The sequence below is a fragment of the Caulobacter segnis genome (assembly GCF_019931575.1).
Lineage (GTDB): Bacteria > Pseudomonadota > Alphaproteobacteria > Caulobacterales > Caulobacteraceae > Caulobacter > Caulobacter segnis_C.
Genome location: NZ_CP082923.1, coordinates 2,975,506 through 3,002,035, shown reverse-complemented (window position 1 = coordinate 3,002,035; position 26,530 = coordinate 2,975,506). Strand labels below are relative to the sequence as shown.

The 26,530-nt window shown below is 68.3% G+C and carries 19 protein-coding genes and 1 pseudogene; 10 read left to right on the top strand and 10 right to left on the bottom strand.

The genetic code is table 11. The features are described 5' to 3' along the window. Nucleotides 1–12 precede the first annotated feature (12 nt). The 4 genes and pseudogenes from K8940_RS13755 (at nucleotide 13) to K8940_RS13740 (ending at nucleotide 3,517) form a co-directional block, all read left to right on the top strand. Nucleotides 13–1,010 (top strand): annotated as a pseudogene (locus K8940_RS13755) (ABC transporter ATP-binding protein). A 1-nt stretch (nucleotide 1,011) separates the two neighbouring features. Further along, nucleotides 1,012–1,749 carry an ABC transporter permease gene (locus K8940_RS13750; protein ID WP_223390522.1) on the top strand — a complete coding sequence of 246 codons (738 nt, stop codon included), beginning with the start codon at nucleotides 1,012–1,014 and terminating at the stop codon, nucleotides 1,747–1,749. A 2-nt stretch (nucleotides 1,750–1,751) separates the two neighbouring features. Continuing rightward, nucleotides 1,752–2,915, top strand: a complete 1,164-nt coding sequence (locus tag K8940_RS13745; protein WP_223395861.1) for a sensor histidine kinase — start codon at nucleotides 1,752–1,754, stop codon at nucleotides 2,913–2,915. After that, nucleotides 2,912–3,517: a response regulator transcription factor gene (locus K8940_RS13740; protein ID WP_223390521.1), complete on the top strand. Its 606-nt coding sequence runs from the start codon at nucleotides 2,912–2,914 to the stop codon at nucleotides 3,515–3,517. The genes K8940_RS13745 and K8940_RS13740 overlap by 4 nt, the downstream gene beginning before the upstream one ends. Before the next feature lie 4 nt (nucleotides 3,518–3,521). On the opposite strand, the gene K8940_RS13735 is transcribed toward K8940_RS13740, so the two are convergent. The 8 genes from K8940_RS13735 to rhmD form a co-directional block, all read right to left on the bottom strand. Continuing rightward, nucleotides 3,522–5,090, bottom strand: a complete 1,569-nt coding sequence (locus K8940_RS13735) for an MFS transporter (protein WP_223390520.1) — start codon at nucleotides 5,088–5,090, stop codon at nucleotides 3,522–3,524. Between the two features lie 84 nt (nucleotides 5,091–5,174). Then, nucleotides 5,175–6,284 (bottom strand): glycoside hydrolase family 105 protein, encoded by a 1,110-nt coding sequence (locus K8940_RS13730; RefSeq protein ID WP_223390519.1) that lies wholly within the window; start codon nucleotides 6,282–6,284, stop codon nucleotides 5,175–5,177. 23 nt (nucleotides 6,285–6,307) lie between these two features. Beyond that, on the bottom strand, nucleotides 6,308–10,090 hold the full coding sequence (locus K8940_RS13725) for a beta-galactosidase (RefSeq protein ID WP_223390518.1): 3,783 nt from the start codon (nucleotides 10,088–10,090) through the stop codon (nucleotides 6,308–6,310). A 2-nt stretch (nucleotides 10,091–10,092) separates the two neighbouring features. Next, nucleotides 10,093–10,428, bottom strand: a complete 336-nt coding sequence (rhaM, locus tag K8940_RS13720; RefSeq protein WP_223390517.1) for an L-rhamnose mutarotase — start codon at nucleotides 10,426–10,428, stop codon at nucleotides 10,093–10,095. Between the two features lie 28 nt (nucleotides 10,429–10,456). Further along, nucleotides 10,457–11,365 carry an amidohydrolase family protein gene (locus tag K8940_RS13715; RefSeq protein WP_223390516.1) on the bottom strand — a complete coding sequence of 303 codons (909 nt, stop codon included), beginning with the start codon at nucleotides 11,363–11,365 and terminating at the stop codon, nucleotides 10,457–10,459. A 13-nt stretch (nucleotides 11,366–11,378) separates the two neighbouring features. Further along, nucleotides 11,379–12,146, bottom strand: coding sequence for an SDR family NAD(P)-dependent oxidoreductase (locus tag K8940_RS13710; RefSeq protein ID WP_223390515.1), 768 nt, complete (start codon nucleotides 12,144–12,146; stop codon nucleotides 11,379–11,381). Further along, nucleotides 12,143–13,006 carry a fumarylacetoacetate hydrolase family protein gene (locus K8940_RS13705; protein WP_223390514.1) on the bottom strand — a complete coding sequence of 288 codons (864 nt, stop codon included), beginning with the start codon at nucleotides 13,004–13,006 and terminating at the stop codon, nucleotides 12,143–12,145. Before K8940_RS13705 ends, K8940_RS13710 begins: the two co-directional genes overlap by 4 nt. A 23-nt stretch (nucleotides 13,007–13,029) precedes the next feature. Then, complete coding sequence (gene rhmD, locus K8940_RS13700) at nucleotides 13,030–14,208, bottom strand: L-rhamnonate dehydratase (protein ID WP_223390513.1); 1,179 nt, start codon at nucleotides 14,206–14,208, stop codon at nucleotides 13,030–13,032. Between the two features lie 232 nt (nucleotides 14,209–14,440). On the opposite strand from rhmD, the gene K8940_RS13695 reads away from it, so the two are divergent. The 6 genes from K8940_RS13695 (at nucleotide 14,441) to K8940_RS13670 (ending at nucleotide 23,126) form a co-directional block, all read left to right on the top strand. Next, nucleotides 14,441–15,262 (top strand): IclR family transcriptional regulator, encoded by an 822-nt coding sequence (locus K8940_RS13695; protein WP_411675556.1) that lies wholly within the window; start codon nucleotides 14,441–14,443, stop codon nucleotides 15,260–15,262. Between the two features lie 22 nt (nucleotides 15,263–15,284). After that, nucleotides 15,285–16,046, top strand: a complete 762-nt coding sequence (locus K8940_RS13690; RefSeq protein WP_223390511.1) for an SDR family NAD(P)-dependent oxidoreductase — start codon at nucleotides 15,285–15,287, stop codon at nucleotides 16,044–16,046. Between the two features lie 4 nt (nucleotides 16,047–16,050). Beyond that, nucleotides 16,051–17,193, top strand: coding sequence for an FMN-dependent L-lactate dehydrogenase LldD (gene lldD / locus K8940_RS13685; RefSeq protein ID WP_223390510.1), 1,143 nt, complete (start codon nucleotides 16,051–16,053; stop codon nucleotides 17,191–17,193). Next, a complete protein-coding gene (locus K8940_RS13680; protein WP_223390509.1) occupies nucleotides 17,190–17,960 on the top strand; it encodes a rhamnogalacturonan acetylesterase in 771 nt (256 codons plus the stop codon). The genes lldD and K8940_RS13680 overlap by 4 nt, the downstream gene beginning before the upstream one ends. A gap of 276 nt (nucleotides 17,961–18,236) precedes the next feature. Continuing rightward, on the top strand, nucleotides 18,237–21,278 hold the full coding sequence (locus tag K8940_RS13675; protein WP_223390508.1) for a DUF4982 domain-containing protein: 3,042 nt from the start codon (nucleotides 18,237–18,239) through the stop codon (nucleotides 21,276–21,278). 129 nt (nucleotides 21,279–21,407) lie between these two features. Then, nucleotides 21,408–23,126, top strand: a complete 1,719-nt coding sequence (locus K8940_RS13670) for a PAS domain S-box protein (RefSeq protein WP_223390507.1) — start codon at nucleotides 21,408–21,410, stop codon at nucleotides 23,124–23,126. A 25-nt stretch (nucleotides 23,127–23,151) separates the two neighbouring features. Here K8940_RS13670 and K8940_RS13665 read toward each other — a convergent pair whose 3' ends face one another. Then, nucleotides 23,152–24,477, bottom strand: a complete 1,326-nt coding sequence (locus K8940_RS13665; RefSeq protein WP_223390506.1) for an oligogalacturonate lyase family protein — start codon at nucleotides 24,475–24,477, stop codon at nucleotides 23,152–23,154. Continuing rightward, a complete protein-coding gene (locus K8940_RS13660) occupies nucleotides 24,474–26,453 on the bottom strand; it encodes a rhamnogalacturonan lyase (protein ID WP_317846994.1) in 1,980 nt (659 codons plus the stop codon). Before K8940_RS13660 ends, K8940_RS13665 begins: the two co-directional genes overlap by 4 nt. Nucleotides 26,454–26,530: the final 77 nt, after the last annotated feature.

Below are 26,530 nucleotides of genomic sequence, written 5' to 3'. Positions count from 1 at the left end.
CGGCCGGCACTGATGGGCCGCGCGGCGCGGCGGCATGCTGGCTCCACATCGAGGGAGCCGTCATGTCACCCAATCCTCCGCAGCCGCCCAACCTTCCCTTGCCCGTCGCGGCGTTGTCCAAGGCCGTCAAGCGTCGGGGCGCGACCCTGGCCCTGAACGGCCTGGACCTGATCATCCGTCCCGGCCAGTGCGTGGCCCTGCTGGGGCCGAACGGCGCGGGCAAGAGCACCAGCGTCGCCCTGCTGACCGGCCGCCTTCGTCCCGACGCGGGTGAGGCCGCGCTGTTCGGCGGCGATCCGCGCGACGTCGCCGGCAGGGGCCGGATGGGCGTCATGCTGCAGGAGGCCGGCCTGCCGCGCACCCTGACGGTCCGCGAGCAGGTCGACCTGTTCCGGGGCTACTACAAGGCGCCCCGTCCGCTGGACGAGATCGTCCGCCTGGCCGGGCTGGAAGGTCTGGAGCGCCGCCGCTGCGGGGCCCTGTCGGGCGGCCAGCAGCGCCGCGTGCAGTTCGCCCTGGCCATCGCCGGCCGGCCGGACTTCCTGGTCCTGGACGAGCCGACCACCGGCATGGACATCGACGCTCGCCGGGGCCTGTGGACCGCCGTCCGGGCCGAGATCGCCCGGGGCTGCGCCGTGCTGCTGACCACCCACCATCTGGACGAGGCCGAGGCCCTGGCCGACCGCATCGTGGTCATCGACCATGGCCAGGTCATCGCCGACGGCTCGCCCGAGGCGATCAAGGCCCGGGTCTCGGGCGTCGCCATCCGCTGCCGCACGCGTTTGTCCGACGCCGAGCTGGAGAGCCTGGCGCGCGTCACCGGCGTCAGCCGCGACGGCGGCCGGGTCACGCTGCTGACCACCTCGGCCCCCGCCACGCTGCGCGAGCTGCTGGCCCGCGACGAGACCGTCGACGACCTGACCGTCGCCGGCGCGTCGCTGGAGGACGCCGTCACCCGTCTCGTCCAGGCCGGCGCGCCTGGCCAAACCCGTCAAGCCGAGGTCGCCTGACATGCACACGCTCGCCGTCTACGCCCGTGAAGCCCGCGCCCAGATCGTCTCGACCTGGCGCACCCCGCAGTTCCTGATTCCCAGCCTGGCCCTGCCGCTGCTGTTCTACGGCGTCATCGGCCTGGGGTTGAGCAAGGGGCGGGAGGAGATCGCCCACGCCATGCTGGCCAACTACGTGATCTTCGCCGCCATCGCGCCGGCCATGTTCGGCTTCGGCGCCGCCGTCGCCGCCGAGCGCGAGGCCAAGCTGATCGAGCTGAAGCAGATCGCGCCGCTGCCCGCCGGCGGCTATCTGGCCGGACGACTGGCCGCCGCCCTGGCCCTGGTCGCCACCGCCATCGGCCTGTTGGGCGTGCTGGCCTGGTTCGGCGGGGTGGTGATGGTTCCGTGGCGCTGGGCCGCGACCCTGGGGCTGGGGCTGGCCTCGGCGGTTCCCTTCGCCCTGATCGGCCTGAACATCGGCCTGCGCCTGGGCTCGCAAGGCGCGACGGCGGTGGCCAACCTGCTGTTCCTCAGCTTCTGCCTGTTTGGCGGCCTGTGGATGCCGCTGGACCTGATGCCGGGCTGGATCGCCAAGGTCGCCGAGGTCACCCCGTCGTACCACCTGGGCCGGCTGTCGATGATGCTGTCGGGCATGACGCCGATGGCCGACGTCCAGCGCCACGTGACGGTGCTGGCCTTGATCAGCCTGGCCGCCGTGGCCGGCGCCTGGGCGGCCTGGCGGCGGCAGGCGGCTTGACCGTGGCGAGCGGCGCGCGCGACATCGCCGGCATGGACCAGGAGACCGCGACTCGGACGAAGGACGACGAAAACAGCGCGCCGCTGGCCGACGGCCTGAACCGTCGTCGCTGGAGCCTGATCTTCCTGTCGTATCTGCCGTTCTACTTCATTTCCTGGCTGTTCCGGCGGCCGGGCGTGGTCGAGATCGCGGCTTCGGTCGCGGGACTCGCGGCCTTCGTGGTCCTGTTCTACTGGATCTGGCTGCGACGCGGCCGGCCTACCCTGTGGCATGTGCTGGCGATCTTCGGCATCGGGGTGTCGCTGTCGTCGTTCAACGTCGGCTGGAGCGTCTACACGATCTACGCCATGTCGTTCGCCGCGCGCCTGCGGTCGCGCCGGTTGGCGGTTCGCACGATGGTCGGGATGGAGGTGGTCCTGCTGGCCATGGGGCCGCTGTTTTTGAACTACAACTGGCCGGTCTGGGCGTCGGGCGTGCTGTTCGGCGGCATCACCGGCTTCGCCGGCCTGATGCAGGCCGATGTCGAGCGCAAGAACCAGGAACTGGCCGTCGCCCACGAGGAGGTCCGCGCCCTGGCCACCATGGCCGAGCGTGAGCGGATCTCCCGCGACCTGCACGACCTCTTGGGCCACACCCTGACCCTGGTGGCGGTCAAGGCCGAGCTGGCCGCAAAGCTGGTCAGCCGCGACGCCGTGGCCGCCGAACGCGAGATGCAGTCGGTGGCCGCCGCCGCCCGCGAGGCGCTGTCGGAGGTCCGGACGGCGGTGGTGGGCATGAAGGGCGCCTCGCTGACCACCGAGCTGGAGCGCGCCAGGACGGCCCTGACCGCCGCCAATATCCAGGCCGAGGTCTCGGCCGACGAGATCGACGCCTATCCCGGCCAGGAGGCGGTTCTGGCCATGGCCCTGCGTGAGGCCGTCACCAACGTCATCCGCCATGCCGGCGCCACGCGCTGCCAGATCCGGGTGGCGCCCAGCCCTGTGGCCCTGACGCTCAGCATCGTCGACGACGGCAGGGGCGGCGGCCTGGTCGAAGGCTCGGGCCTGAAGGGCATGCGCACCCGCCTTTCGGCCATCGGCGGCGATCTCGACATCGTCTCGGACAGAAGCGGGACGCGCCTGGTCGCCATCGCGCCCATAGGCGCTCCTGGAGAGTCCGCCTCGTGATCCGCGTCGTCATCGCCGAAGACCAGAAGATGGTGCTGGGGGCGCTCAGCGCGCTGCTGGAGCTGGAGGGCGACATCCAGGTGGTCGGCCGCGCGGCGGACGGCGCCGAGGCGCTGGCGCTGGTGCGGTCGGAAAAGCCCGACGTGCTGATCTCCGACATCGAGATGCCGCACCTGACCGGTATCGACGTGGCCGGGCGGCTGAAGGCTGACGGCGCGACGACGCGCGTCCTGATCGTCACCACCTTCGGTCGGCCCGGCTATTTGCGCCGGGCGATGGAGGCGGGGGTGAAGGGCTATCTCTTGAAGGATGGTCCCAGCAGTGTGCTGGCCGCCGCCGTCCGCACCATCGCCGCCGGCGGCCGGGCCATCGCCCCGGAGCTGTCCGAGGCGGTCTGGGACGCCCAGCCCGATCCGCTGACCGACCGCGAGCGCGAGATATTGCGCCTGGCCGAGGAGGGGCGCTCGAACAAGGACATCGCCGAGGTGCTGGACCTCTCGCCAGGCACGGTGCGCAACTACCTGTCCGAGGCGGCCCAGAAGCTGGGCGCGGCCAATCGGGTGGAGGCGGGCCGGATCGCCCGCTCCAACGGCTGGCTATAGCGAGTTAGCCGCGGCCCCACAGGCGTTCCCACTTCCAGCCGGTCAGGTCCTCGACGATCTGCTTGGACTCCTGGGTTTCGGCCTCGGTCGCGCCGGCGCGCAGGCGCTCGACCTCGTGGACCAGCACCGCGTGGGTGCGGGCGTTCAGGCGGAAGCGCCAGGAGATCAGCATGCCGGCGATCATCACGATCAGCGGGCCGCCGACCATGACCAGAACGAGGGCCTGGATGGCTTCCGGGGTCTGCTGCGCGAGCGGCTTGCCCTTGGGCGCCGAGACGAAGCCGCCCAGGCCGATCAGGCTGGTGGTCAGCAGGATCGCGCCGGACTGGGCGACCTTGCGGGTCAGGGTCATGACCCCGGCGAAGATGCCCTCGCGGCGCTGGCCGGTGACCGCCTCGTCGACGTCGGGCAGGTAGTTGTAGACCCCCCACGGCACGAAGTTCAGCGTCCCTCGGCCCAGGCCCGCCAGGATGATCGGCACGAACAGCCAGAACAGCACGCCGACCGGCGCGCCGCCGAAGATGTCGCCGTCCAGAGCCGCGACGCCCTGCGCGAAGCCCGCCGGCTTGATCAGGTAGAAGGCCAGGAACAGCAGCAGGGCCGCGCCGACGCTGGTGATGGCCAGGCGGTAGGCGACCACCGGGCCGGTGCGGATGATGACCCGGATGGCGATCATCACCGAGATCAGCTGGGCCACGTACATGGTCGTCATCAGCTGCGAGATGATCAGGGTCGAGCCGACCATCACCGTGGCCACGAACAGCGGGAAGGCGGTGTTGAAGATGTCCTGGCTGATATAGCCGCCCAGATAGAGCGACAGGTGCTGGCGGAAGGCCTTGATCTTGAGGGTCGAGAACAGGTCGCGGAACATGTTGACCGGGATCAGCGCCGCCTTGCCCCAGTCCATCGGCTCGGGCTGGATCAGTTTCTCGGCCTCGGTATAGGGGCGCTCCCACGAGAAGAACACGACCAGGGTCACCACCAGGCTGAACAGCACGCCGAAGATGGCGGCCATGATCAGGAAGGTGTTGGGCGAGTCCTTGCCGCCGAGGTTGTTGATGATCAGGGTCGGCAGGTACGAGGCCAGGATCGCCGAGCTCTGGGCGATCATCATCCGCACGCCGGCGAACTTGGCCTTCTCCTTGTAATCCTTCGTCATTTCCGCCGCGAGGGTTTCCCACGGGATCAGGAACATCGTGTAGACGAACTCGAAGAAGATGAAGGTCACCAGGTAGTAGGTGAAGGTCTGGCCGGTCACGAAGATCAGGGCGAAGGCCGGCAGCAGCGGGATGGTGGCGATCAGGAAGATCTTCCGCCGGCCGATCTTCCGGCCCACCCAGGTGTGACGCAGGTTGTCGGAGACGTAGCCGATCAGCGGGCAGGTGATGGCTTCCAGGAGGCGCGGCAGGCCCAGGATCAGGCCCGTCTCGACCGGCGACAGCCCGCAGAAGGTGATGAAGAAATAGGCCAGCCAGCCGGTGATCACGGCCTGGGCGCCAGCCCCCAGCATGTCGCCGGAGCCCCAGCCCCAATAGTTCACCCAGGTGGGTTTGCGGACGTCCGGCGTGGCCATGTGTGTCTTTCCCTTCGAGACGGGGTCTTGGCGCCCCTTTGACCGGTCCGGCGTTGGCGCCGGACCGGTTGATGCGGTGGTTGGTTAGATGAAGGCGCGCTGAAACTCGCCCAGCGCCAGCATGGCCAGCGACTGGCCGTACGGCATCGAGGTCAGCGGGATGTCCTTGTAGCCCTGGATCGTGTCGAACACCGGGGTGCCGAACGAGACCTGCTGCAGCTCGCCCTTGTCGTCGATATTGGCCAGCACGCCCTTGATGGCGCGGATGGCGACGGCCTCGTACTCCTTGCCGATGTAGCGCTTACGCACGGCCTTCAGGATGCCGTAGGCGAAGCCGGCCGTGGCCGAGGCTTCCAGGTACGAGGCCTTGTCGTTGATGATCGTATGCCACAGGCCGGTCTCGGCGTCCTGGAACTGCGTCAGCGCCTTGATCTGGGCTTCCAGCGCGTCGATCAGGAAGGCGCGCAGGCCGTCGCCGGGCTTGAGGTCCAAGAGTTCGATGAACTCGGGGATGGCGATCGTCACCCAGCAGTTCCCGCGCGCCCACAGGGCGTCGGCGAAGTTGTGACGGCCCAGGAAGGTCCAGCCGTGGAACCACAGGCCGGTCTTGCGGTCGGCCAGGTACTTGATGTGGACCATGAACTGGCGCTTGGCCTCCTCGACGAAGTCGGGGCGGTCGAGCAGCAGGCCGATCTTGGCCAGTGGCAGCACGCTCATCATCAGCGTGTCGTCCCACAGCTGCTGCGGGTTCTCGCTGTTGAAGACGATGTGCTGGAAGCCGCCTTCCTCGGTGCGCGGGCCCTCGTACATGACGTAGTCGGCCCAGGTCTCGAGATAGGGGATGTAGGTGTGGTCGCCGGTGGCCTCGTACAGATAGGCCAGGGTCAGGAACGGCGAGACCGTGTTGATGTTCTTGGTCGGGGTGCCGGCCTCGAAGCGGTCGGCGAACCACTGGGTCATGATGTCGAAGGCGCGCTCGTCGCCGTGCATCTCGTACTGTTTCCACAGGCCGTAGAGGCCGACGCCGTGTGTCCATTCCCAGTCGTTCCAGCCCTTGGTGTCGATCACCCGGCCGTCGTCGAGGCGCAGCAGGAACTCGCCGGTCTCGTCGGTGATGTCGACCAGATTGCTGATCAGCGAGGCGATCTTGGCCTTGATGTCCTTGGCGTCGATGCCGTGGGCGAGATTGGGCACGGGTAGTCTCCAGGAGTCCGGTATCAGGGTTTGAAGTCGGGAGCGGGCACGCGGGCGACGGGGATCCCGCCGCGCACGGTCCGCAGGTTGACGAGCTTGACGGCTTCCAGGGCGTCACCGGGGGCGCCGTCGCTGGTCACCGCCAGCGCGATGGTGTTTTTGCCGCGCGGATCGATGATGCCGTTGGGCAGGACGAAGGTCCGCTGGGGGCCGACATGGGCGATGAACTGGCCCATGTTCCAGCCGTTGACGAAGATCAGCACGCGGTAGCGCTTGTTCGGCGAGCGCGGCTTGTCCGGGTCGCCGATGGAAAGGCCCAGGGTGGTATCCTGGTCCTTGGGCAGGGCCAGGTCGAAGCTGGTCCGATACCAGGTCGTGCCAGCGTAGGGCTGGGTCGCCGCGATATCGGCCTTGGCCCAGGCCGCGTCCGGGAAGCCCGGCAGATGCCAGCCCTCGCGCTCGCCGTATTGGCCGCCGTTGTTGGCGTTGCCGCGGACCGGATCCTGGATGTCCTCGCCGCCCTTGTTGCCCTGGATCTTCCAGGCGATCGAGACGGCGAAGCTGTAGGTCCCAGGGCCCGACAATGAAGCCGACACCAGGCCGCGGGCCTCCTTGTGGAAGTCGTCGGCGTCCAGGTCCCAGTTGTGGCCGTTGTTGCGGACCATGACCGACAGCACATGCTCGCCGGTCCCGCGCAGGTCTTCGGGCAGTTTGAAGGTCGCGACACCCGTGGTGATCGGGCGGGGCAGGCCACCGTCCAGCTCGTGCTCCCCTAGGAACCGGCCGTCCAGCCACACCTGCAGCATTCCCGCGCCGCCGGCCCCGTAATGCAGGGTCAGCGTGTCAATGTTGGCCTGGCCCTGGTAGCGGCCACGATACCAGACGTCGCCCTGGTGGAAGCCATAGGCGCTCATGTCCAGCGCCGGCTGGCCGGTGGGACCGCGCACGGTCGAGCCGCTGCGGCGGCCTTCGGTCTTGAGCCAGGCGCTGTCGTCGAACTTAGGATCCGCCTCGGGCGAGCCGGGGGCGGTCTTCCAGTCGAGCTTGGCCAGGTCGGGCAGGGCGACCGCGCCGGGGCCCGCAAGGGGCTTGTCGGCCAGCAGGCTTCCTAAGGCGGTGGTCTTGGCCGCGACCTTGGCGCCGTTCCAGCGGATGGACGTGACGGCCTTGGGCGCGAAGACTTCCAGCGGGCTGTCGGTCTCGGTGTCGCCGGTCAGGCTGAGCACGCCGCCCTTGATCGCGTCGCTTCGGATCAAGCCCGGACCCCGAACCAGCGCGTTCTCACGCTTCCAGAAGGTCTGGCCCGTCTCGGCGTCGGCCAGGAGCAAGGTCAGGGGAGGTCGGCCGCCGCCGGTGATCCGCACGCGGGCCAGGCCCCGGTGTTGGTAGGACAGTTTCAGGTCGCCCTTGGCCGTGTCGAAGGCCGAGGTCACGTCGCCCTCGATCACTTCGACCTTGGGCGCGGACGCATAGCGCAGCACCGTCTCGCCCGCCTCGCCGGCGCGGCCGTAGAGCAGGGCCAGGTCGCCGTCGTTCCACTTCAGGTGCGTCTGGATCTCGGACGTCGAATAGACCAGCCGCTGGCCGCCCAGGTCGTAGCTGGCCATCAGCATCTTGCTGTCCTGGCCCTTGATGCGCGAGGGGACCACGTACTCGCCGTCGCGGGTCTTCAGCTTGAAGGTGAAGGCCTCGTCGCCTGTGGCGCTGCTGGGATTGTGCACCACCACATAGAGGTGGCTGCCGGTCTCGGCGTTGACGTTGTGATAGACGCGGACCTTGTCGTTCGAGGGAACGACGGCCTCGCCCTTGTCCATGCGGGTCAGGTCGGGGACGGCGGCGATGAACTCGCCCATCTGCTTGATGACCCGGGCCTTGTCGCGCAGGCCCCGGGCCTCGTCGATGGCCGAGCCGTAGTCGTAAGAGGTGAACACCACCGGGGCCGGCAGCCAGCCCCAGCTGGTCCCGCCATAGGTCATGTAGAAGCTTTGCAGCGTCAGCCCGTTGGCGACGTTCGTGCCGTAGAACACCCGCTGGTAGCCGACGCCGCGGTGGATGGCGGTGCAGTCGTAGTCGCCGTTGCTGCCCCAGTAGTCGAACCAGCCGCCGCCGAACTCGGCCAGGAAGCCGGGGGTGTTCGGGCTGGCCAGGGCCCCGCCCTTGGCGCCGTTCGCGCCATAGATCCCCCAGTCGGGCGCGACGCCGGGGCTCGAAGGCTTGCTGTCGACGCGGCAGTTGCCGCCCGGATAGCCGTCGAAGGCGTAGAGGTCGTTGGGGCCTTCCACCGTGCCGGGCACGTTGGAGCCCTTGGGCACCCAGTAGCCGTTGCGGCCCTTGTCGTTGTGGAAGATCGGGACGGTGATGCCGTCCGCCTTGGCCTTGTCGTACAGCCACTGCATGTAGCGCTGCTGCGGCGCGCCGACGACGTCCAGCTCGTTCTCGATCTGGTGGGCGATGACCGTGCCCTGGCCGGTAGTCAGCTGGTGACGGGCGATGACGGCGTTGATCTGGGTCAGCCACTCGTCAGCGGCCTGGATGTATTCCGGCGCGTCGGTGCGGGCGCGGGCCTGCTGGTTGACCAGCCAGCCGGGGAAGCCGCCCCGGGTCAGCTCGGCGTTCACATAGGGGCCGGCGCGGGTGATGACGTAGAGGCCTTCTTCCTTGGCCATGGTCAGCACGCGGTCCATGTCGCGCACGCCGCTGAAGTCGTAGACCCCCTGCTTGGGCGAGTGGTAGCCCCAGTCGAAATAGATCGCGACCGTGTTGTAGCCGCTGGCCTTCATCTTCTGGAGGATGTCGCGCCACAGGTCAGGGCTGGGTACGCGGAAGGGGTGGAACTCGCCGCCCCACGAGAACACGCGCTGGTCGTCGACCTTCAGCGAGTACTTGTCCCAGGTGATCTTGTGCGCTTGCGCCGGCTTGGCGATAGCGGGCGGATCGCCGCCTTCCTTCATCACGGTGAAGTGGCGGACCGTGCCGGACAGCTCGGGCAGTTCGGCCTTGGGCGTCCAGGTGCGAAAGCCGTCCTTGCTGTCGGAGTACCAGTAGCGCTTGGCCATGTACTCGTCGAAATAGATCCGCCAGCCGCCGTCGGGCGTGCGGGCCATGGCCGGGCCTTCCAGGAAGCGGCCCCAGCCGGCCCAGTCGCCGGCGCCCTTCAGCGCCCACGGGCCGTCCAGCGAGGGGGCGGTCCACAGCTCGATGTACTTGGTCGTCTCGTTCTTGGCGAAGGCCTGGTAGAGGCCGTCCTGCCGGACCACGAAGGTGTCGATGTAGTTCGGGCCCAGGCCCGAGAGGACCTTCGGCTTGCTCCAGCTGGCCAGCGAACCGTCGGAGGCGGTGATGCGGTAGGCCTGGAACTGGCCGGCGATGCCGGTGGTCGAGACCGACAGGATCAGGCTGATCGAGCCGTCCTGGTCGACGAACCATTCCGGCGCCCAGCTGTTGGTCGCGCCTCCCGGGACGTCGATCTTGACGTCGCGCAGGAAGGTCCAGTCGACCAGATCCTTGCTGCGAGCCAGGCCGATCGTGTCACCCGTCCAGCCGGTGGTGTAGGCGACATAGTACCAGCCGTCCGTATGCTTCATCACGCTGGGATCGCGGATGAGGCCCTGGGGCGGCGTATAGGCCAGCGGCTTCTTCAGCGTGAAGCGCGTCCCGTCGGCCGAGTCGTACACGCTCATGTTCGACTGGCTGGCGTTGGTGAACGCCGTCATCGTGTAGCGGGCGGGCTCGGCCCGGACGGGTTGGGCGAGCGCGGAGGTCGCCATCAAGGCGGCGACCAGGCCGAAGGCGGGCAGGGCGCGCATGCTCAGCCCTCGAAATAGAAGACGGGCTTCAGCGGCCACTCGACCGGCTTGTTGTCCGGATGGACTTCCATCAGGTCGGCCATGAAGTCCCACCAGCGCTTCATCACCGGCTGCAGCGGCAGGGCGTCCTTCTTGTGGTCGGGGCGCAGGCGCAGCACGGCGAAGAGGCTCATGGTCTCCTCGTCCAGGAAGATCGAATAGTCATGGATCCCCGCGTCGCGCAGGGCTTCGGCGAGATCGGGCCACAGTTCGTCGTGGCGGCGCTCGTACTCAGCGGCGACGCCCGGCTTCAGCTGCATGCGGAAGGCGAGGGGGCGGCTTTCCGTCGTCGTGCTCATCGTCTTCCTCCCGTAGTTCTTCTTGTTGTCAGTCGGCCAGGCGGTAGATCCGCCGGGCGGAGCCGGCGAACAGCGCCTCGCGCTCGTCGTGGGTGAAGCTGGCCGTGATCGCATCATAGGCGGCGTAGAAGGCGCCGAAGCTGCCGTGAACCTTCTCCACCGGGAAGTTGCTGGCGAACATGCAGCGCTCGACCCCGAAGGTCTCGATGACCTGGAGCACGAAGGGCTTGAGGCTGGCCGTCGTCCACGATCGATCGACCATGGCCAGGCCCGAGATCTTGCAAGCGACGTTGGGGCGCTTGGCCAGGACGGCCAGACCCTCGCGCCAGGCGGCCAGGCCCGCCTCGTCGCGATCGGTCGGCATGCCGGCATGGTTGACGATCAGCGGGATGTCCGGATGGGCGTCGGCCAGTTCGGCCGCCACCGCCATCTGCGAGGCGTAGAGCTGCAGGTCGAACGACAGGCCGTACTTGGCCAGCAGGGCGAAACCCTTGCGCCACTGGGCGTCCAGCAGCTTGTCGGTCGGCCCGTAGGTCTTGGCCGGATCGGCGTGCCAGTTGACGATCTGGCGGACGCCTCGGACGTTCCGGCGCGCGGCGTGGGCCGCCAGCATCGCCTCGACGTCCGGATCGTCCAGGTTGGCCCCGGCGACGATGCCGCCGATGACGCCGCGCTGGTCGGCGATCGACTGCAGCCAATCAGTCTCCGACAGCTGGTCCTTGGGCGGCAGGCCGCACTCGACATGGACGACCTCGACGACGTTCCAGCCCTTGGCGTCGGCCAGATAGTCGTCGAGTCCATAGGATTTGTAGGCGATAGAGGACATGTCGCCGGCCGGGTTGTTCGGCAGCGGGGTGTCCTGGAGCCAGGCGTAGTAGTGCCGATCGAGGTCCCACAGATGCATGTGGGGATCGACGATGGGGCCCGTGTACGCCATGGCTCCAGTTTCCTTAGAAAGTGGTCCGACCGCCGGAGGTGTCGAAGGTCGAGGCGGTGGTGAAGCTGCACTCCTCCGACGCCATGAAGCAGACCATGGCGGCGCTCTCGTGGACTTCGCCCAGGCGGCCCATCGGGATCTTGCCCTTCATGTATTCCACCTGGCTGGCCGGCAGCTGCTCCAGGATCGGGCTCTCGAAGGTGGCCGGAGTCAGGCTGTTGACGATGACGCCCTTGGTGGCCAGCTCCTTGCCCAGCGACTTGGTCAGGCCGATCACCGCCGCTTTCGACGCCGAATAGGCGCCGGCGTTGGGATTGCCTTCCTTGCCCGCCACCGAGGCGACATTGACGATCCGGCCGTAGCCGCCCGCCAGCATGAACGGCACCACCGACTTGCAGCTGTAGAACACGCCGTTGACGTTGATGTCGAACACGCGCTTCCAGCTATCGGTCGGGTACTCGTACACCGGAGCCGTGGCGCCGGTGATGCCGGCCGAGGCGACCAGGATGTCGATGCCGCCCAGGGCCTCGGCGGTGGACTTGCCGGCGGCCAGGACCGCAGCCTCGTCCGAGACGTCCAGCGCCACGGTGTGGGCCGCGCCGACTTCGGCGGCGGCCGCCTTCAGGCCGTCGGCGTCCAGGTCCCAGAGGGCGACCTGGCCGCCCTCGGCGACGATGCGGGCGGCCACGGCCTTGCCCAGGCCCGAGGCGCCGCCGGTGATGACGGCGCGGCGGCCGGCGAAACGATTGGCGTAGACCTTGGAGGAGGAGATGGGGCTCACGCGACGCCTTCCTTGGACCAGGCCACGACGATCTGGCGTTGCTCGCCCAGCTTCTCGATGCCCAGGCGGATCTCGTCGCCGGCCTTGAGGTAGACGGGCTCGGGCTTCTGGCCCATGCCGACGCCGGGCGGGGTGCCGGTGGTGATCAGGTCACCCGGCTCAAGAGTCATGAACTCGCTGATGTACGAGACCAGCTTGCTGATCGGGAAGATCATGGTCTTGGACGAGCCGTCCTGCTTGCGCTCGCCGTTGACGTCCAGCCACATGCCCAGGTTCTGCGGATCGCCGACCTCGTCCGAGGTGACCATCCATGGGCCGACCGGACCGAAGGTGTCGCAGCCCTTGCCCTTGTCCCAGGTGCCGCCGCGCTCGATCTGGAAGGCGCGCTCGGAGACGTCGTTAATCAGGACGTAGCCGGCGACGTGGTCCAGGGCCTCGGCCTCGGTGACATAGCTGGCGCGCGACCCGATCACCACGCCCAGCTCGACTTCCCAGTCGGTCTTCACCGAACCGCGCGGGATCATCACCGGGTCGTTAGGACCCTGCAGGCAGCTGACGGCCTTGGTGAACAGCACGGGCTCTTCCGGGATCGGCAGGTTCGACTCGGCGGCGTGGTCGGCGAAGTTCAGGCCCACGGCGATGAATTTGGAGACGCCGTTGACCGGCACGCCGTAGCGGGGCGAGCCCTCGACGAGCGGCAGGGTGGTCGGGTCGATGGCGGCCAGGGCCTTGAGGCTGGCCGGCGACAGCTGGGCGCCGGTGATGTCGGCCACGTGGCCCGACAGGTCGCGGATCTTGCCCTCGGCGTCGAGGAGGCCGGGCTTCTCAGCCCCCTTGGGACCGTAGCGGAGCAGTTTCATGGATGTCTTGCCTTCAGGGAGGTCTAGCGGACGTAAGGCCGGTGCAGACCGACCTCGCGATTGAGTTCGACGCCGAAGCCCGGCGCGTCGGAGAGCTTGAGCTTGCCGTTCACCGGAACGGGTTCGCCGATCAGCTGCGGGTGGAACATCGGCACCACCTCGTCGGCCTTCGGGGCCATCATCAGGAATTCGGCGAACGGGCTGTTATGGCGCGTGATGACGAAGTGGTAGCTGTACACGGACGAGCCGTGCGGGATCATCATCACGCCCTTGCTGTCGGCCAGGTTGGCGATCTTGATCAGCTCGGTGACGCCGCCGCACCAGCCCACGTCCGGCTGGATGATGTCGCAGCACTCCATCTCCAGCAGCATGCGGAAGCCCCAACGGGTGGCTTCGTGTTCGCCGGTGGTGACCAGCATGCCGGTCGGGGCGTTCTTCTTCAGGTCGCGATAGCCCCAGTAGTCGTCGGGGCTCAGCGCCTCCTCGATCCACTTCAGGCCGTACTCGTGGGCCTTGTGGGCCAGCCTGGTGGCGTAGTTGAGGTCCAGCGACATCCAGCAGTCGAACATCAGCCAGAAATCGTCGCCGCAGCGCTCGCGCATGGTGGCGAGCTCTTCGATGTTCTTGCGCAGGCCTTCCTCACCCTCGGCCGGGCCGTGATGCAGGGGCATCTTGCCGCCGATGAAGCCCATCTGCTTGGCCAGGTCCGGGCGCGCGCCGGTGGCGTAGAAGGTCAGCTCGTCGCGGACCTTGCCGCCCAGCAGGGCGTAGACCGGCTCCTGACGCAGCTTGCCCAGCAGGTCGTAAAGGGCCAGGTCGACTCCCGAGATGGCGTTCACCACCAGGCCCTTGCGGCCGTAATACTGGGTGGAGAAGTACATCTGGTCCCAGATCTTCTCGACCTCGGTCGGATCGCGGCCTTCCAGGAAGCGGGCCAGGTGCTTCTCGACGATATAGGCGGCCGGTTCGCCGCCGGTGGTCACCGCGAAGCCGATCGTGCCGTCGGCGGCCTCGATCTCGACGACCAGCGTGCCCAGCACGTTGATGCCGAACGACTGGCGGCTCTGGCGGTATTCCGGGTAGCGCGACATCGGGGTGGCGATGTGGTCGTCGATCCAGTGTCCGTCGCCCTGATCGTGATAGTCGGCCCCGCCTCCGCGGACCACGAACGCGCGTACGTGCTTGATGACCGGAAACGCCATGGACGACGAGGCTCCAACCTGATGGGCGGTCGCGCCTGGACGCCGCCCTGGGACAAGGGAGGCGCGCCCGCCGGAAGCGCTCCGGTAGGCCCGTGGCGAAGCCGTCGAGCTTCGCCTACCTCCCCAACATAACCTATGACACGCTATCGGTTCGCGAGGCCGGCGCGCTCTGCGAGAGTCGCCGTCGTTCCGCTTGCCTTGCGTTCCACAATATGAGAGGTAGTGCTACAAAATGAAACCAGCGTCAAGGGGAGCGGAACCGGTGGCGGCGGACGAAAACGCGACGACCAAGTCTCCCAGCGGTAGCCAAACCCTGTTTCGCGGCCTGGATCTGCTGGACGTGGTCGCCGAGTCCGGGACCATCGCCCTGCCGGCTCTGGCCAAGCAGCTCGGCCTGACCCGCAGCACGACTCACCGCCTGGCCACGGCCCTGGTGGAGCGACGTCTGCTCTCGCAGGCGCCGCGCGAAGGCTACAGCCTGGGCTCCAAGCTTCTTGAGCTGGGCTATCTGGCCAGCCAGCAGATGGACCTGCCGCGGATTGCTCGTCCTCACCTGGAAAAGCTGTGGGAAGACACCGAGGACACGGTGCACCTGGGCGTGCTCGACGACGACCGCGCTCTCTATCTGGACAAGCTGACCGGCCGCCGCCGCATCAACATCAGCTCGCGCGTGGGCGATCGCCAGCCGATCCGCTCGACGGGCCTGGGCAAGGCGCTAGTGCTGGACGACACCGAGGACCGCTGGCGCACCCTCTACCGCGCGGAAGGTCCGGCCTTGCCGGGCGCGCCGGACGAGAAGCAGTGGATCGACTGGATGCGCGACTATTCCAAGCGCGGCATCGCCTTCGACCTGGAAGAGAACGAAGACCGCATCCGCTGCGTCGCCGCGCCGATCCGTGGGGCCTCGGGCCAGATCGTCGGCGCGATCAGCGTCTCGGGCGCGGCCCAGTACATGGACGACGAGCGGATGAAGACGCTGGTCGACGATGTCCGCGACACGGCCAACGCCATCGGGCGCGATCTGGGCTGGAACGGAAAGCGGCTGGCCCGCTGATGACTGACAAAAAGAGGTAGGGATGCTGCTGAAGGACAAGGTGGTGCTGGTGACCGGCGCCTCGCAGGGGATCGGCAAGGCCGCCGCGATCGGCTGCGCCCAGCATGGCGCGGACGTGGCGATCAACTACCACTCCGACGAGGCCGGCGCCGCCGACGCCGTCGCCCAGATCGAGGCCCTGGGCCGCCGCGCCATCGCCGTGAAGGGCGACGTGGCCCAGGTCGAGACCGCTTCGTCCTTCGTCCAGGCCGCCGTCGACGCCTTCGGCAAGGTCGACGTGTTCGTCAACAACGCCGGCATCTGTCCCTTCCACGCCTTCCTCGACATGCCGCCCGAGGTCATGGAGCGGACGATGAAGGTCAACCTGTTCGGCGCCTACTACATGGTCCAGGCGGCGGCCAACCAGATGGTCAAGCAGGGCCACGGCGGCGCGATCATCGCCGTCAGCTCGATCAGCGCCCTGGTCGGCGGCGGCATGCAGACCCACTACACCCCGACCAAGGCCGGCGTGCACAGCCTGATGCAGTCGACCGCCATCGCCCTGGGCAAGTACGGCATCCGCTGCAACTCGGTGCTGCCGGGCACCATCGAGACGGCGATTAACAAGGAAGACCTGGCCGACGTCGCCAAGCGCGAATACATGGCCGGCCGCATCCCGCTGGGCCGCCTGGGCGAGCCCGACGACCTAGCCGGGCCGATCGTGTTCCTGGCCTCGGACCTGGCCAAGTACGTCACCGGCGCGGCGCTGCTGGTCGACGGCGGCGCGTTCGTGAACCTGCAGTAGTCCGGTGATCGTCTCGTCCACCACGGACTTCCGGGAGGCGGCGCGGCGCAAGCTGCCGCGCTTCCTGTTCGACTATATCGACGGCGGCGCCTATGCCGAGCGGACCATGGGCCGCAACATCTCGGACCTGGCCGACATCGCGCTGCGCCAACGCGTCCTGAAGGACGTTTCGGCCGGCGATCCCTCGACCACGCTGTTCGGCGTCAAGCAGGCGCTGCCGGTGGCCCTGGCCCCGGTCGGCCTGACGGGCATGTACGCCCGGCGCGGCGAGTGCCAGGCCGCGCGCGCGGCGGCCAAGAAGGGCGTGCCGTTCTGCCTGTCGACCGTGTCGGTCTGCGACGTCGACGAGGTCAGCAAGGCCTCGTCCGCGCCGATCTGGTTCCAGCTCTACGTGCTGCGTGACCGGGCCTTCATGCGCGACCTGCTGGTCCGCGCCCGCGAGGCCGGTGCGACCGCGCTGGTCTTCACTGTCGACATGCCCGTGCCCGGGGCCCGCTATCGCGACGCCCACTCGGGCATGAGCGGCCCCAACGCCGCCGCCCGCCGCATGGTCCAGGCGATGTTCAAGCCCCAGTGGGCGTGGGACGTCGGGGTGATGGGTCATCCCCACACCCTGGGTAATGTCGCGCCGGTGCTGGGCAAGAATTCGGGCCTCGAGGACTTCATGGGCTGGCTGGGGGCCAACTTCGACCCCTCCATCCAGTGGAAGGACCTGGAGTGGATCCGCGACCTCTGGAAGGGCCCGCTGATCATCAAGGGTGTGCTCGATCCCGAGGACGCCAAGGCCGCCGCCGACATCGGCGCGGACGGGGTCGTGGTCTCCAACCATGGCGGTCGCCAACTGGATGGCGTGCTGTCCAGCGCTCGCGCCCTGCCGGCCATCGCCGAGGCGGTGGGCGACAAGTTGACGGTCCTGGCCGACGGCGGTGTCCGCTCCGGGCTCGACGTCGTACGGATGCTGGCCCTGGGCGCCCAGGGCGTCCTGCTGGGAAGAGCCGCCGTCTATGCCTTGGCCTCTCGGGGCGAGGCGGGCGTGACCCAGCTGCTGGATCTGATCGAGAAGGAGATGCGCGTGGCCATGGCCCTGACCGGCGTGCGCGACGTCGCCAGCATCGACCGCTCGATCCTGGCGGAGTTGAAGCCGTGATCGCCGCCCTGGCGCTGGCGGCCGCCGTCGCCGCCTCTGCTCCGCGCATCGTCATCGCCAGCGACTCCACCGCCGCCAACTACGGCGAGAGCAGCTATCCGCAGATGGGCTGGGGCATGGTGCTGAAGTGTTCGCTGGATCCGACCGTCCAGGTCGTGAACCTGGCGCGCGGCGGCCGCTCGACCAAGACCTTCATCGAGGAGGGCCTGTGGGACCAGCTGGTCGCCCAGCTGCAGCCCGGCGATACGGTCCTCATCCAGTTCGGCCATAACGACGCCGACACCAAGAAGATCGTCCGCTTCACCGACCCCAATGGAGCCTACGACGTCAACCTGCGCCGCTTCGTGGCCGACGTGCGGACGAAGAAGGCCACGCCCGTGCTGGTGACGCCGATCGCCCGCTGGCTGTGGGAGAACGGCCAGCCCAAGGACGCCCACGCGGCCTACGCGGCGACGATCCATCGGGTGTCGGCCGACCTGAAGGTCCCGCTGGTCGACCTGGACGGCGACATGATGGGGGCGCTGAAGGCGAGGGGGCAGATGGCCTCGCGCCAGCTGTATCTGCAATACGCGCCCTATGATCACATCGCCCGCTATCCCGAGGGGATCAGCGACGACACCCACATCAACGAGCAGGGCGCTCGCCTGGGCGCGGCCCTGGTGGCGACCAGCCTGGCCCGGCTTAAGCTGCCGATCTCGCGCCACGTTCATCCGGCCCCGCTGGACAATCAGGCCAGGCTGGGCGGGCCCAGCTGCCCGGCTCGTTAGGCGGCGGACAAGAAAATGGAGCGCCTTCGCAGGAGGACGCTCCCCCTCTGGTCGAAAAGAAAAATGGAGCGTCTCGCAGAGACGCTCCATGGGCCCGCACGGGGGAATGGCGGGCGAAGAGTGCGCAGCGGGGTCCGAGGAGGCGACCGCCCGCTGGCGGATAAATCCCAAATATTGAGATATCATCCGATATAATGAGATTGCTTGACATCCCCAGGGTTGTCAAGCCAAAGGTGCGGGAGAGCCCAAAGTGGCCTGACCAATGGGAGGTGTCGCATGTCGAGCTTGTTCCAGCCCGTTCCGTTGGCCTGCGCCGTCATCGCCGCCCTCGCGCCGGTCTCCGTCCAGGCCCAGCGGGCCGAGTTCACCTTCAACGACGGCTGGCGGATGGCCACGGGCGAGATCGCCGGCGCCGAGGCCCCCGCGTTCGACGACGCGGCCTGGAAGCCCGTCACCCTGCCGCGCGCCTTCAACGAGGACGACGCTTTCCGGGTCGACATCCACGACCTGAAGGGCGGGATCACCTGGTATCGCAAGCGCTTCGTCCTGCCAGCGGATTTCAAGGCGGGCGATAAGGCGTTCCTGGAGTTCGAGGGCGTACGCCAGGCCGGCGACGTCTATGTCAACGGCGTGCTGGCCGGGTTCCACGAGAACGGCGTCACGGCCTTCGGCGTCGACGCCTCCAAGCTGCTCAAGCCCGCGCCGTTCGAGAACGTCGTGGCGGTCCGCGTCGACAGCGACTGGAAGTACAAGGAGCGCGCCACGGGCAGCGGCTTCCAGTGGAACAACAACAACTTCAATGTGAACTACGGCGGCATCCACCGCGCCGTGCGCCTGCACCTGACTGGCGGGCTGCACCAGACCCTGCCGCTGTATTCCAGCCTGGGCACGACGGGCGTCTACATCTGGGCCGACGACTTCGACATCAAGGGCCGGGCGGCGACGATCCACGCCGAGTCCGAGGTGCGCAACGAGACCGACCGGCCGCGCACCTTCGGCTACCGCGTCGTCGTCCGCGACGTCGACGGCAAGCAGGTGGGCGAGTTCACCGGTCCGACCGTCACCCTGGCGCCGGGCGAGACCCGCATGGTCTCGGCCAAGTCGCGGCTTTCGGGCCTCAACTTCTGGAGCTGGGGCTACGGCTACCTCTATGGCGTGAGCACCGCCCTGATCGAGGACGGCAAGGCGGTCGACGAGGTCACGACCCGCACCGGCTTCCGCAAGACGGCTTTCGGCCAGGGCATGGTCCGGCTGAACGATCGGGTGATCCAGGTTCATGGCTACGCTCAGCGGACCAGCAACGAATGGCCGGCCCTGGGCGCGGACATCCCGCCGTGGATCAGCGACCTTTCCAACGCCCTGATGGTCGAGAGCGGCGGCAACCTGGTGCGCTGGATGCACATCACCCCGGCCCGCCAGGACGTGACCTCGGCCGACCGTGTGGGTCTGATGCAGGCCATGCCCGCCGGCGACGCCGAGAGCGACGTCACCGGCCGTCGCTGGGAGCAGCGCAAGGAGGTCATGGCCGACGCCATCGTCCGCTTCCGCAACAACCCCTCGATCGTCTTTTACGAGGGCGGCAACGAGAACATCAGCGACGAACACATGGCCGAGCTGAAGGCCATCCGCGACAAGTTCGACCCCCACGGCGGCCGCGCCATCGGCTCGCGCGAGATGCTGTCCAGCAAGGTCGCCGAGTACGGTGGCGAGATGCTCTACATCAACAAGAGCGCGTCGAAGCCCGTCTGGGCCATGGAATATTCCCGTGACGAAGGCGCGCGGAAGTTCCAGGACGACTTCACCCCGCCGTTCCACAAGGACAGCCCCGACTACAACCGCAACCAGGACAGCCACGCCGCCGAGAACGTTCGCCGCTGGTACGACTACTGGCGCGCGCGGCCGGGCGGCGGCGACCGGGTCAGCTCGGGCGGCGTCAACATCGTCTTCTCCGACAGCAACACCCACTTCCGCGGCGACAACAACTATCGCCGTAGCGGCGAGGTCGACGGCATGCGCCTGCCCAAGGAGGGCTTCTACGCCCACCAGGTGATGTGGGACGGCTGGGTCGACGTCGAGCATCCGCGCAGCCACATCATCGGCCATTGGAACTATGCGCCGGGTACGGTGAAGGACGTGCTGGTCGTCTCCAGCGCCGACAAGGTGGCGCTGAGCCTGAACGGCCGGTTGCTGGGCTATGGCAAGAAGAGCTACGGCTTCCTGTTCACCTTCCCGCGGGTTGCGTGGGCGCCCGGCAAGCTTGAGGCCATCGGTTACGACGCTAGGGGCAAGGTCGTGTCGCGCCACGCCGTCGAGACCACCGGCGAGCCGGCGGCGCTGCGCCTGACGCCGCGCACGGGGCCGGGCGGCTGGAAGGCCGACGGTTCGGACCTGGCGCTGGTCGATGTCGAGGTCGTCGACAAGCAGGGTCGCCGCGTGCCAACGGCGCTGAACACGATCAGCTTCTCGACGACGGGCCCGGTGGAGTGGCGGGGCGGTATCGCCCAGGGTGACTCCCTGGGGCGCCAGGCCGCCGCGCCGGTCTCGGCCGAACCGCAGAAGCCGGCGGGCGCGGACCAGGTGACCAAGTTCCCCGGCGCGGCGCGCACCGACGACAACTTCATCCTGTCCAAGACCCTGCCGGTCGAGGCGGGGATGAATCGGGTGGCGCTGCGCTCGACCTTGGAAACGGGGAGGGTGGTCGTCAAGGCGCATGCCGAAGGACTGCCGGACGCGTCCCTGACGCTGGACGTCGCCGCACCGCTCACGGCCGACGGCCGCTGGCCCGTGGGCGACGACGCCCTGCCGGTCAGCTTGGTGCGTGGTCCGACGCCCTCGACGCCATCGTTCAAGACTTGGCGCGTCACGGTGCGCCCGACGGAGACCATCGCCGGCTCAAACCAGGCCGAGGCCGGCCAGGCCATGGACGACGACGAAATGACCCACTGGGCCAGCGATGGCCAGCTGGCCAACGCCTGGATCGAGTACCGCCTGGGCAAGCCCCAGGTGGTCGACGAGCTGGAGCTGAAGCTGATCGGCTGGCGCCTGCGCTCCTATCCGCTGCGGATCACCGTGGACGGGGCGGTGGTCTACGAGGGCGAACCAGCCAAGAGCCTGGGCTATGTCGTGCTGCCGCTGAAGCCGGTGAAGGGCTCGCGCCTGCGCATCGCCCTGACGGCGCCGACCGTGGACCGCGACGCCTTCGGCAAGATCGTCGAGATCACCGGCGCGCGGGCCGGCCTCGACACGGGCGCCGAGAAGGTGGCGGCCGGCGGTCGGCTGGGGATCATCGAGGCCGAGCTGCACCGGCGGACGCGATAGGATCCTGTCGGAGCCGGCGATCACGTCGGAGGTCTTGGCGGTTGCGTTTCGGCTGGTGGAGTTGTGTGTTGAGGGTCTCGCCGCATTCGTCAGTTGAATCGCGGACCAACGCCCCCTGCGAGGCACAGCTTGTCAGACCTCGAAAGACTACAGCCTATTCTGACGACGACCCTGGACGCGATCGTGGTCATGAACACGCAGGGCGCGATCGTCGATTGGAGCGCGCGCGCCGAAGCGATGTTTGGCTGGCCGCGGGAAGATGTCTTGGGACGGCTGCTGAGCACGCTGATCCTTTCGCCGCGCGGCGGGCCTGCTGCCGACGAGCCCGAGCTTTTCTCCGCCTCCGGACGACCGGCGTTGCTCGACGCGCGCCGCGAGCTGACCGCGATCCGCCGGGACGGGCGAGAGGTCGAGATCGAGCTGTCGATGACCCGCTGGGCCGAGCCCGGCGACGAGGATCTCGTGCTGGGGTTCATCCGCGACATATCCCGGCGTCGCGAGGCCTCGACCCGGCTGGTCGCGAGCGAGGCGCGCTTTCGCGCGGCGATCGACGCGGTGCAGGGCGTGCTCTGGACCAACAACGCCCGTGGCCAGATGGAAGGCGAGCAACCCGGTTGGGCCGCGCTGACAGGCCAGACACCGGCCGAGTACGAGGGTTTCGGGTGGACCAAGGCGGTGCACCCCGACGATGTCGAGCCCACCGTTCGCGCCTGGCTGGCGGCGGTCGCGGACAAGCACATGTTCGAGTTCGAGCACAGGGTGCTGCGGCATGACGGCGTCTGGCGGGACTGTCGCATCCGCGCCGTTCCGCTGTTCGAGGCGAACGGCGAGATCCGGGAATGGGTTGGCGTCCACACCGACATCACCGAGCAGAAGGCCGCCGCCGAGAAGCTGCGCGAGAGCGAGGCGCTTTTCCGCACCCTGGCGGACGCCGCGCCGGCGCCCGTGTGGATGACCACGCCCGAGGGAGGGGTGGAGTTCGTGAATGCCGCCTTCGCCCAGCTGGCCAATGTCGATCGCGGCGACCTGCTGGGGCACGCCTGGATCGGCCTGATCCACCCTGACGATGTCGCCGAGATCCTGGTGCGGCGCGAGGCGGCGCGAAAGGGACCTGATCCTTACACCTTCGAGGCGCGGTTCCGGCGTCAGCCCGAGGGGTGGCGCTGGATGCTGGTCAACGCCAAGCCACGGATCGACGCCAGCGGCGCATTTCTCGGCTATGTCGGGATGGCGATGGATCTCACCGAGATCAAGACCGCGCAGGTCCATCAGCAGCTGCTGATCAACGAGCTGAACCATCGGGTCAAGAACACCCTGGCCTCGATCCAGTCGATCGCACGCCAGACTCTGCGCGTGGACGAGGTGCCGTCCCGGGCGCGGGACCAGTTCATCGAGAGGCTCATGGCCATGTCGGCGGCCCACAATATCCTGACCCGGGAGAACTGGTCGGGGGCGGTCATCGACGACATCATACACGAGGCCTTGCGACCGTTCGCGGACGACCGGGATCCCGACCGGATCTCGATCAAGGGACCGTCCTTACGCGTCGAGCCCGGCGCGGCTCTGGCCCTGGCGCTGGCCGCCCATGAACTGGGAACGAACGCGACCAAGTATGGCGCCCTGTCCGCGCCGGGCGGCCGGGTGACCGTCGAGTGGACGTTGGGTGACGAGCGGCATGCGCAGGTTCGCTGGCGAGAACGCGGCGGGCCGGAGGTTCGCCCGCCCGCCCATCGCGGCTTCGGCGCCAGGCTGCTGGAGCGTGGGCTGGCCGGTGATCTGGGCGGCAAGCCCGAGCTGATCTTCGCCCCCGAGGGCGTCGAGGCCACGCTGCCCGTGCTCGTCGCCTGATCTGCGCCTGATGTTCGCGAGGGCGCTACTGCGCCTTCGCCACCTCCACCGCGTACACCTGGTTGGCGCCGTGCATGTTCGAGCGGAACACCAACCACTTGTTGTCCGGCGTGAAGTTGACGTTCGGCTCCAGGCGGTAGTCGTGGCCGCGCATGTCGACCAGGCGCTCGGAGTCGAGCACGCCCGGCGCGATCAGGTGCTCGGCCCCGGGGGCGTGGATGCCCGCGACGTCCGGTACGGTGCGGGGCTTCAGCAGCACGATCCACTTCCCGTCCGGCGCGTGGGCGACCATCTCGCTGTCGCCGCCGTCGCCGGCGAACAGCTTGCCGTCATGCGATGAGTTGAAGTGCACAGACCAGTCGTTGCGCTGGACGTGCATCCAGGTGCGCTTGCCGGTGTCGACCTGGTAGCCGGCCACCCAGAAGTCCTCGCCGCGCGGGGTCTGCAGGTCGTACCAGACGGTCTTGCCGTCGGCGCTGAACCATTCGTGGCCGGCGATCTCCATGTTCATGGTGCGGGTGTGGATCTTGACCGGCGTGTCGTTGGCCTTGTCCGTCCTGACCAGCCACAGGCGATCGACCTTGTGCCAGGGACCCTCGTGGCAGAACATCAGGAGGCCCGGATCGGTCGGCGAGAACTGCAGGTGGTTCAGCCAGTCGGTGGCCTGGTGCACGACCTTGCGCTCGCCGGTCACGGTGTTGATCGTGAAGATCTCCATCGGGATGCGGCTGTCCAGGCGGGCGTTCAGCTGCACCTCGCGGCCCTCGGCGTAGGACAGTTCGCGACCGTCGGCGCTCTTCACGTCGTCGGGGTTCTTGGGCAGGCTGTCGGCCAGGTTCGGCGGGATCGGCGTGTCGGTGCGGACAGCGACCCCGGCCAGCAGGGTCTCGTCGGCGTTGAGGGTCTGCAAGGACCCGCGATCCATCTTGGCCACTTCGCGCGTGGCTTTCGTGTAGGGATCGGTGGCCATCACGGCCTTGGGGCCCATCGGATCGGCGGTCAGGGCCTTCTCGTAATAGACCGCGCCGGTCTTGCGGCCGACGAACAGCAGCCGGACCTTGCCTTCGACGATCTTGGTCAGGGCCCGGGTCTTCAGGTCCATGGCCGTGATGCCGGTGGGCGAGGCGAAGACCAGCCGGTCGCCCTTGGGCGTGTAGCCGTTGTAGTTGAAATAGAGGCTGGAGCTGCCGGGCTCACGCGACAGGCGTACGATGCGGTGGCCGGTGGTCTTGTCGACCCATTCCAGCGGGGCTTCGGGCGCGCCGGGCTTGGCCAGGGTCTGCATGTCCTGCGCCGAGGCGGGGGCGATCAGGAGCAGGGCGGCCAGGCCGCCTAGAACGAACGACTTCATTGGGACGCCTTCCCCTTAGTATTGGGCCGAGTGACGATGGCCGCCGGCTTGGGCTGTTTCATGCCTTCGCCGAGATGGAAGCTGGTGTGCGGCGGTTGGTTGTAGGCGGTGTTCTGCCAGGCGATCGAGACGCGATACTGCGGGTCGTGCATCAGCGTCACCAGGCGTCGGTCGGTGGGGTAGGGCGTGGCGTAGATTCGCAAGGACTTGTTGTCCTCGGCTCGCAGGATCAACTCCTCGCGCCAGTCGCCCAGGATATCGGCCGACAGGGCCGGGGTGGCCTTGGTGCCGTTGTTGGAGGTCATGCCGTCGGCGGTCAGCAGCGGGACGGCCTGGCCGGTCTTCCAGTCCCACTTGCTGATCTGGTTCTTGTCCAACAACTCGCGCAAGTCGTCGCCATCCCACCAGATCGCGAAGTTGGTCTGGCGAGGATGCTTCACACCGTCGATGGCCTTGCCCTGGGCGGTGTAGAGCGCGTCCGCGTTCGTGCCCCAGGCTTCGTCGCCGGGGAAGCGGGGGTCGATGTCGGCGGCCAGGCCCCGGCCGGTGTCGTGATCGGTCGGCGTGCTCCACAGGACCTTGCCGGTCCTGGCGTCCAGCATGGCCGCGCCGATGCCGCCGTTGGCCTTTGGGCTCTCGTGGACGCCGAACTTCTCCAGGCCCGGATGGGTCGGGTCGAGGTCGCCGACATGCATCGTGTCGCCGTGGAACAGGCGGGCGCTCCACAGGCCCTTGCCGTTGTCGTCGATCGCCATCGAGCCGTAGAGGATCTCGTCACGGCCATCGCCATCGACGTCCGCGACGCTGAGCTGGTGGTTGCCCTGGCCCCCGAACGCCTCGTTGCCCGGCGCGGCGCTGTCGAACAGCCAGCGCTGGGTCAGCTTGCCGTCCCGGAAGTCCCAGGCGGCGATCGTGCTGCGGGCGTAGTAGCCGCGTCCCATGATGATGCTGGGCCGTTGGCCGTCCAGATAGGCCGTGCCGGCCAGGAACCGGTCGGAGCGGTTGCCGTAGCCGTCGCCCCAGACCTCCGTCATCTGCTCGACGCTGGGCGCATCGGTGCGCGGGTCGCGCGGGGGCGAGTAGGGGGCGCTGGCCAGGGCCTTGCCGGTCGCGCCCTCGAACACCGTCAGGAACTCCGGACCCTTGAGGATGCGCCCCTGGACCTTGGCGACCTTGGTCCCGTCCGGCTGGACGAAGGCCCCGGTGCGGTCGGCCTGGGGCCGCTCGCCGCCAGTCTCGCGCCAATCGGCGTTGGGATCGCCCAGCACCTTGCCGGTCCCATCGACCGTTCCATCGCTGGTGCGGACGGCGATCTCGGCCCTGCCGTCGCCGTCGTAGTCAAAGACCTGGAACTGGGTGTAGTGCGCCCCGGCCCGGATGTTGCGGCCCAGGTCGATGCGCCACAGGCGCTTGCCCTCCAGGGTGTAGGCGTCGAGATAGACGTCGCCGGTATAGCCGCCGAAGGCGTTGTCCTTCGAGTTGGTCGGGTCCCACTTCAGGACGATCTCGTAGCGGCCGTCGCCGTCCAGGTCGCCGACGCTGGCGTCGTTGGCCGTATAGGAATAGGCCTCGCCCGCCGGGGTGACGCCGCCGGGCGGGGGCTCGATCGGGATCGAGAGGTAGCCGTCGGTCCAGACCGAGGCCGCTGCGCCGGCCGGACCTTCCTTGCCCTTGGCGACCAGCTTCACGGCATAGACGCCGGCGCCCGTGGTCTTGTCGACGAAGTCCGTGCCGCCGGTCAGCGGCCTGGCGTTCAGCTTCTTGCCGTCCTTGTAGAGATTGAAGGTCGTACCGGCCGGGTCGTCGCCCAGCAGCCGCCAACTGACCAGTACGCCGCCGTCCTTGGCCGGTACGGCGACCACGCCGCGATCCAGCGATTCCATCCAGCGCGGAGCGGCCTGGGCCGCGCCGGTCGCCAGCAGGAGCGCCGCCGCGCAGACGCTGGCCTCGAGTCGCCTGAGTCCTGGGGGTGTCATGAGCGCCGCGCCTCCCTGAAAGCCTTGCGCGATCCCGGAGGCCGCGTCGCGCGGCTTCTGTCATGCGCCCGCGTAAG

Coding starts and splice junctions, on each gene's coding strand:
- K8940_RS13750 (WP_223390522.1), top strand. CDS start 1,012: ATGCACACGCTCGCCGTCTACGCCCGTGAAGCCCGCGCCCAGATCGTC.
- K8940_RS13735 (WP_223390520.1), bottom strand. CDS start 5,090: ATGGCCACGCCGGACGTCCGCAAACCCACCTGGGTGAACTATTGGGGC.
- K8940_RS13725 (WP_223390518.1), bottom strand. CDS start 10,090: ATGCGCGCCCTGCCCGCCTTCGGCCTGGTCGCCGCCTTGATGGCGACC.
- rhaM (WP_223390517.1), bottom strand. CDS start 10,428: ATGAGCACGACGACGGAAAGCCGCCCCCTCGCCTTCCGCATGCAGCTG.
- K8940_RS13715 (WP_223390516.1), bottom strand. CDS start 11,365: ATGGCGTACACGGGCCCCATCGTCGATCCCCACATGCATCTGTGGGAC.
- K8940_RS13705 (WP_223390514.1), bottom strand. CDS start 13,006: ATGAAACTGCTCCGCTACGGTCCCAAGGGGGCTGAGAAGCCCGGCCTC.
- rhmD (WP_223390513.1), bottom strand. CDS start 14,208: ATGGCGTTTCCGGTCATCAAGCACGTACGCGCGTTCGTGGTCCGCGGA.
- K8940_RS13695 (WP_411675556.1), top strand. CDS start 14,441: ATGAAACCAGCGTCAAGGGGAGCGGAACCGGTGGCGGCGGACGAAAAC.
- K8940_RS13690 (WP_223390511.1), top strand. CDS start 15,285: ATGCTGCTGAAGGACAAGGTGGTGCTGGTGACCGGCGCCTCGCAGGGG.
- K8940_RS13675 (WP_223390508.1), top strand. CDS start 18,237: ATGTCGAGCTTGTTCCAGCCCGTTCCGTTGGCCTGCGCCGTCATCGCC.
- K8940_RS13665 (WP_223390506.1), bottom strand. CDS start 24,477: ATGAAGTCGTTCGTTCTAGGCGGCCTGGCCGCCCTGCTCCTGATCGCC.
- K8940_RS13660 (WP_317846994.1), bottom strand. CDS start 26,453: ATGACACCCCCAGGACTCAGGCGACTCGAGGCCAGCGTCTGCGCGGCG.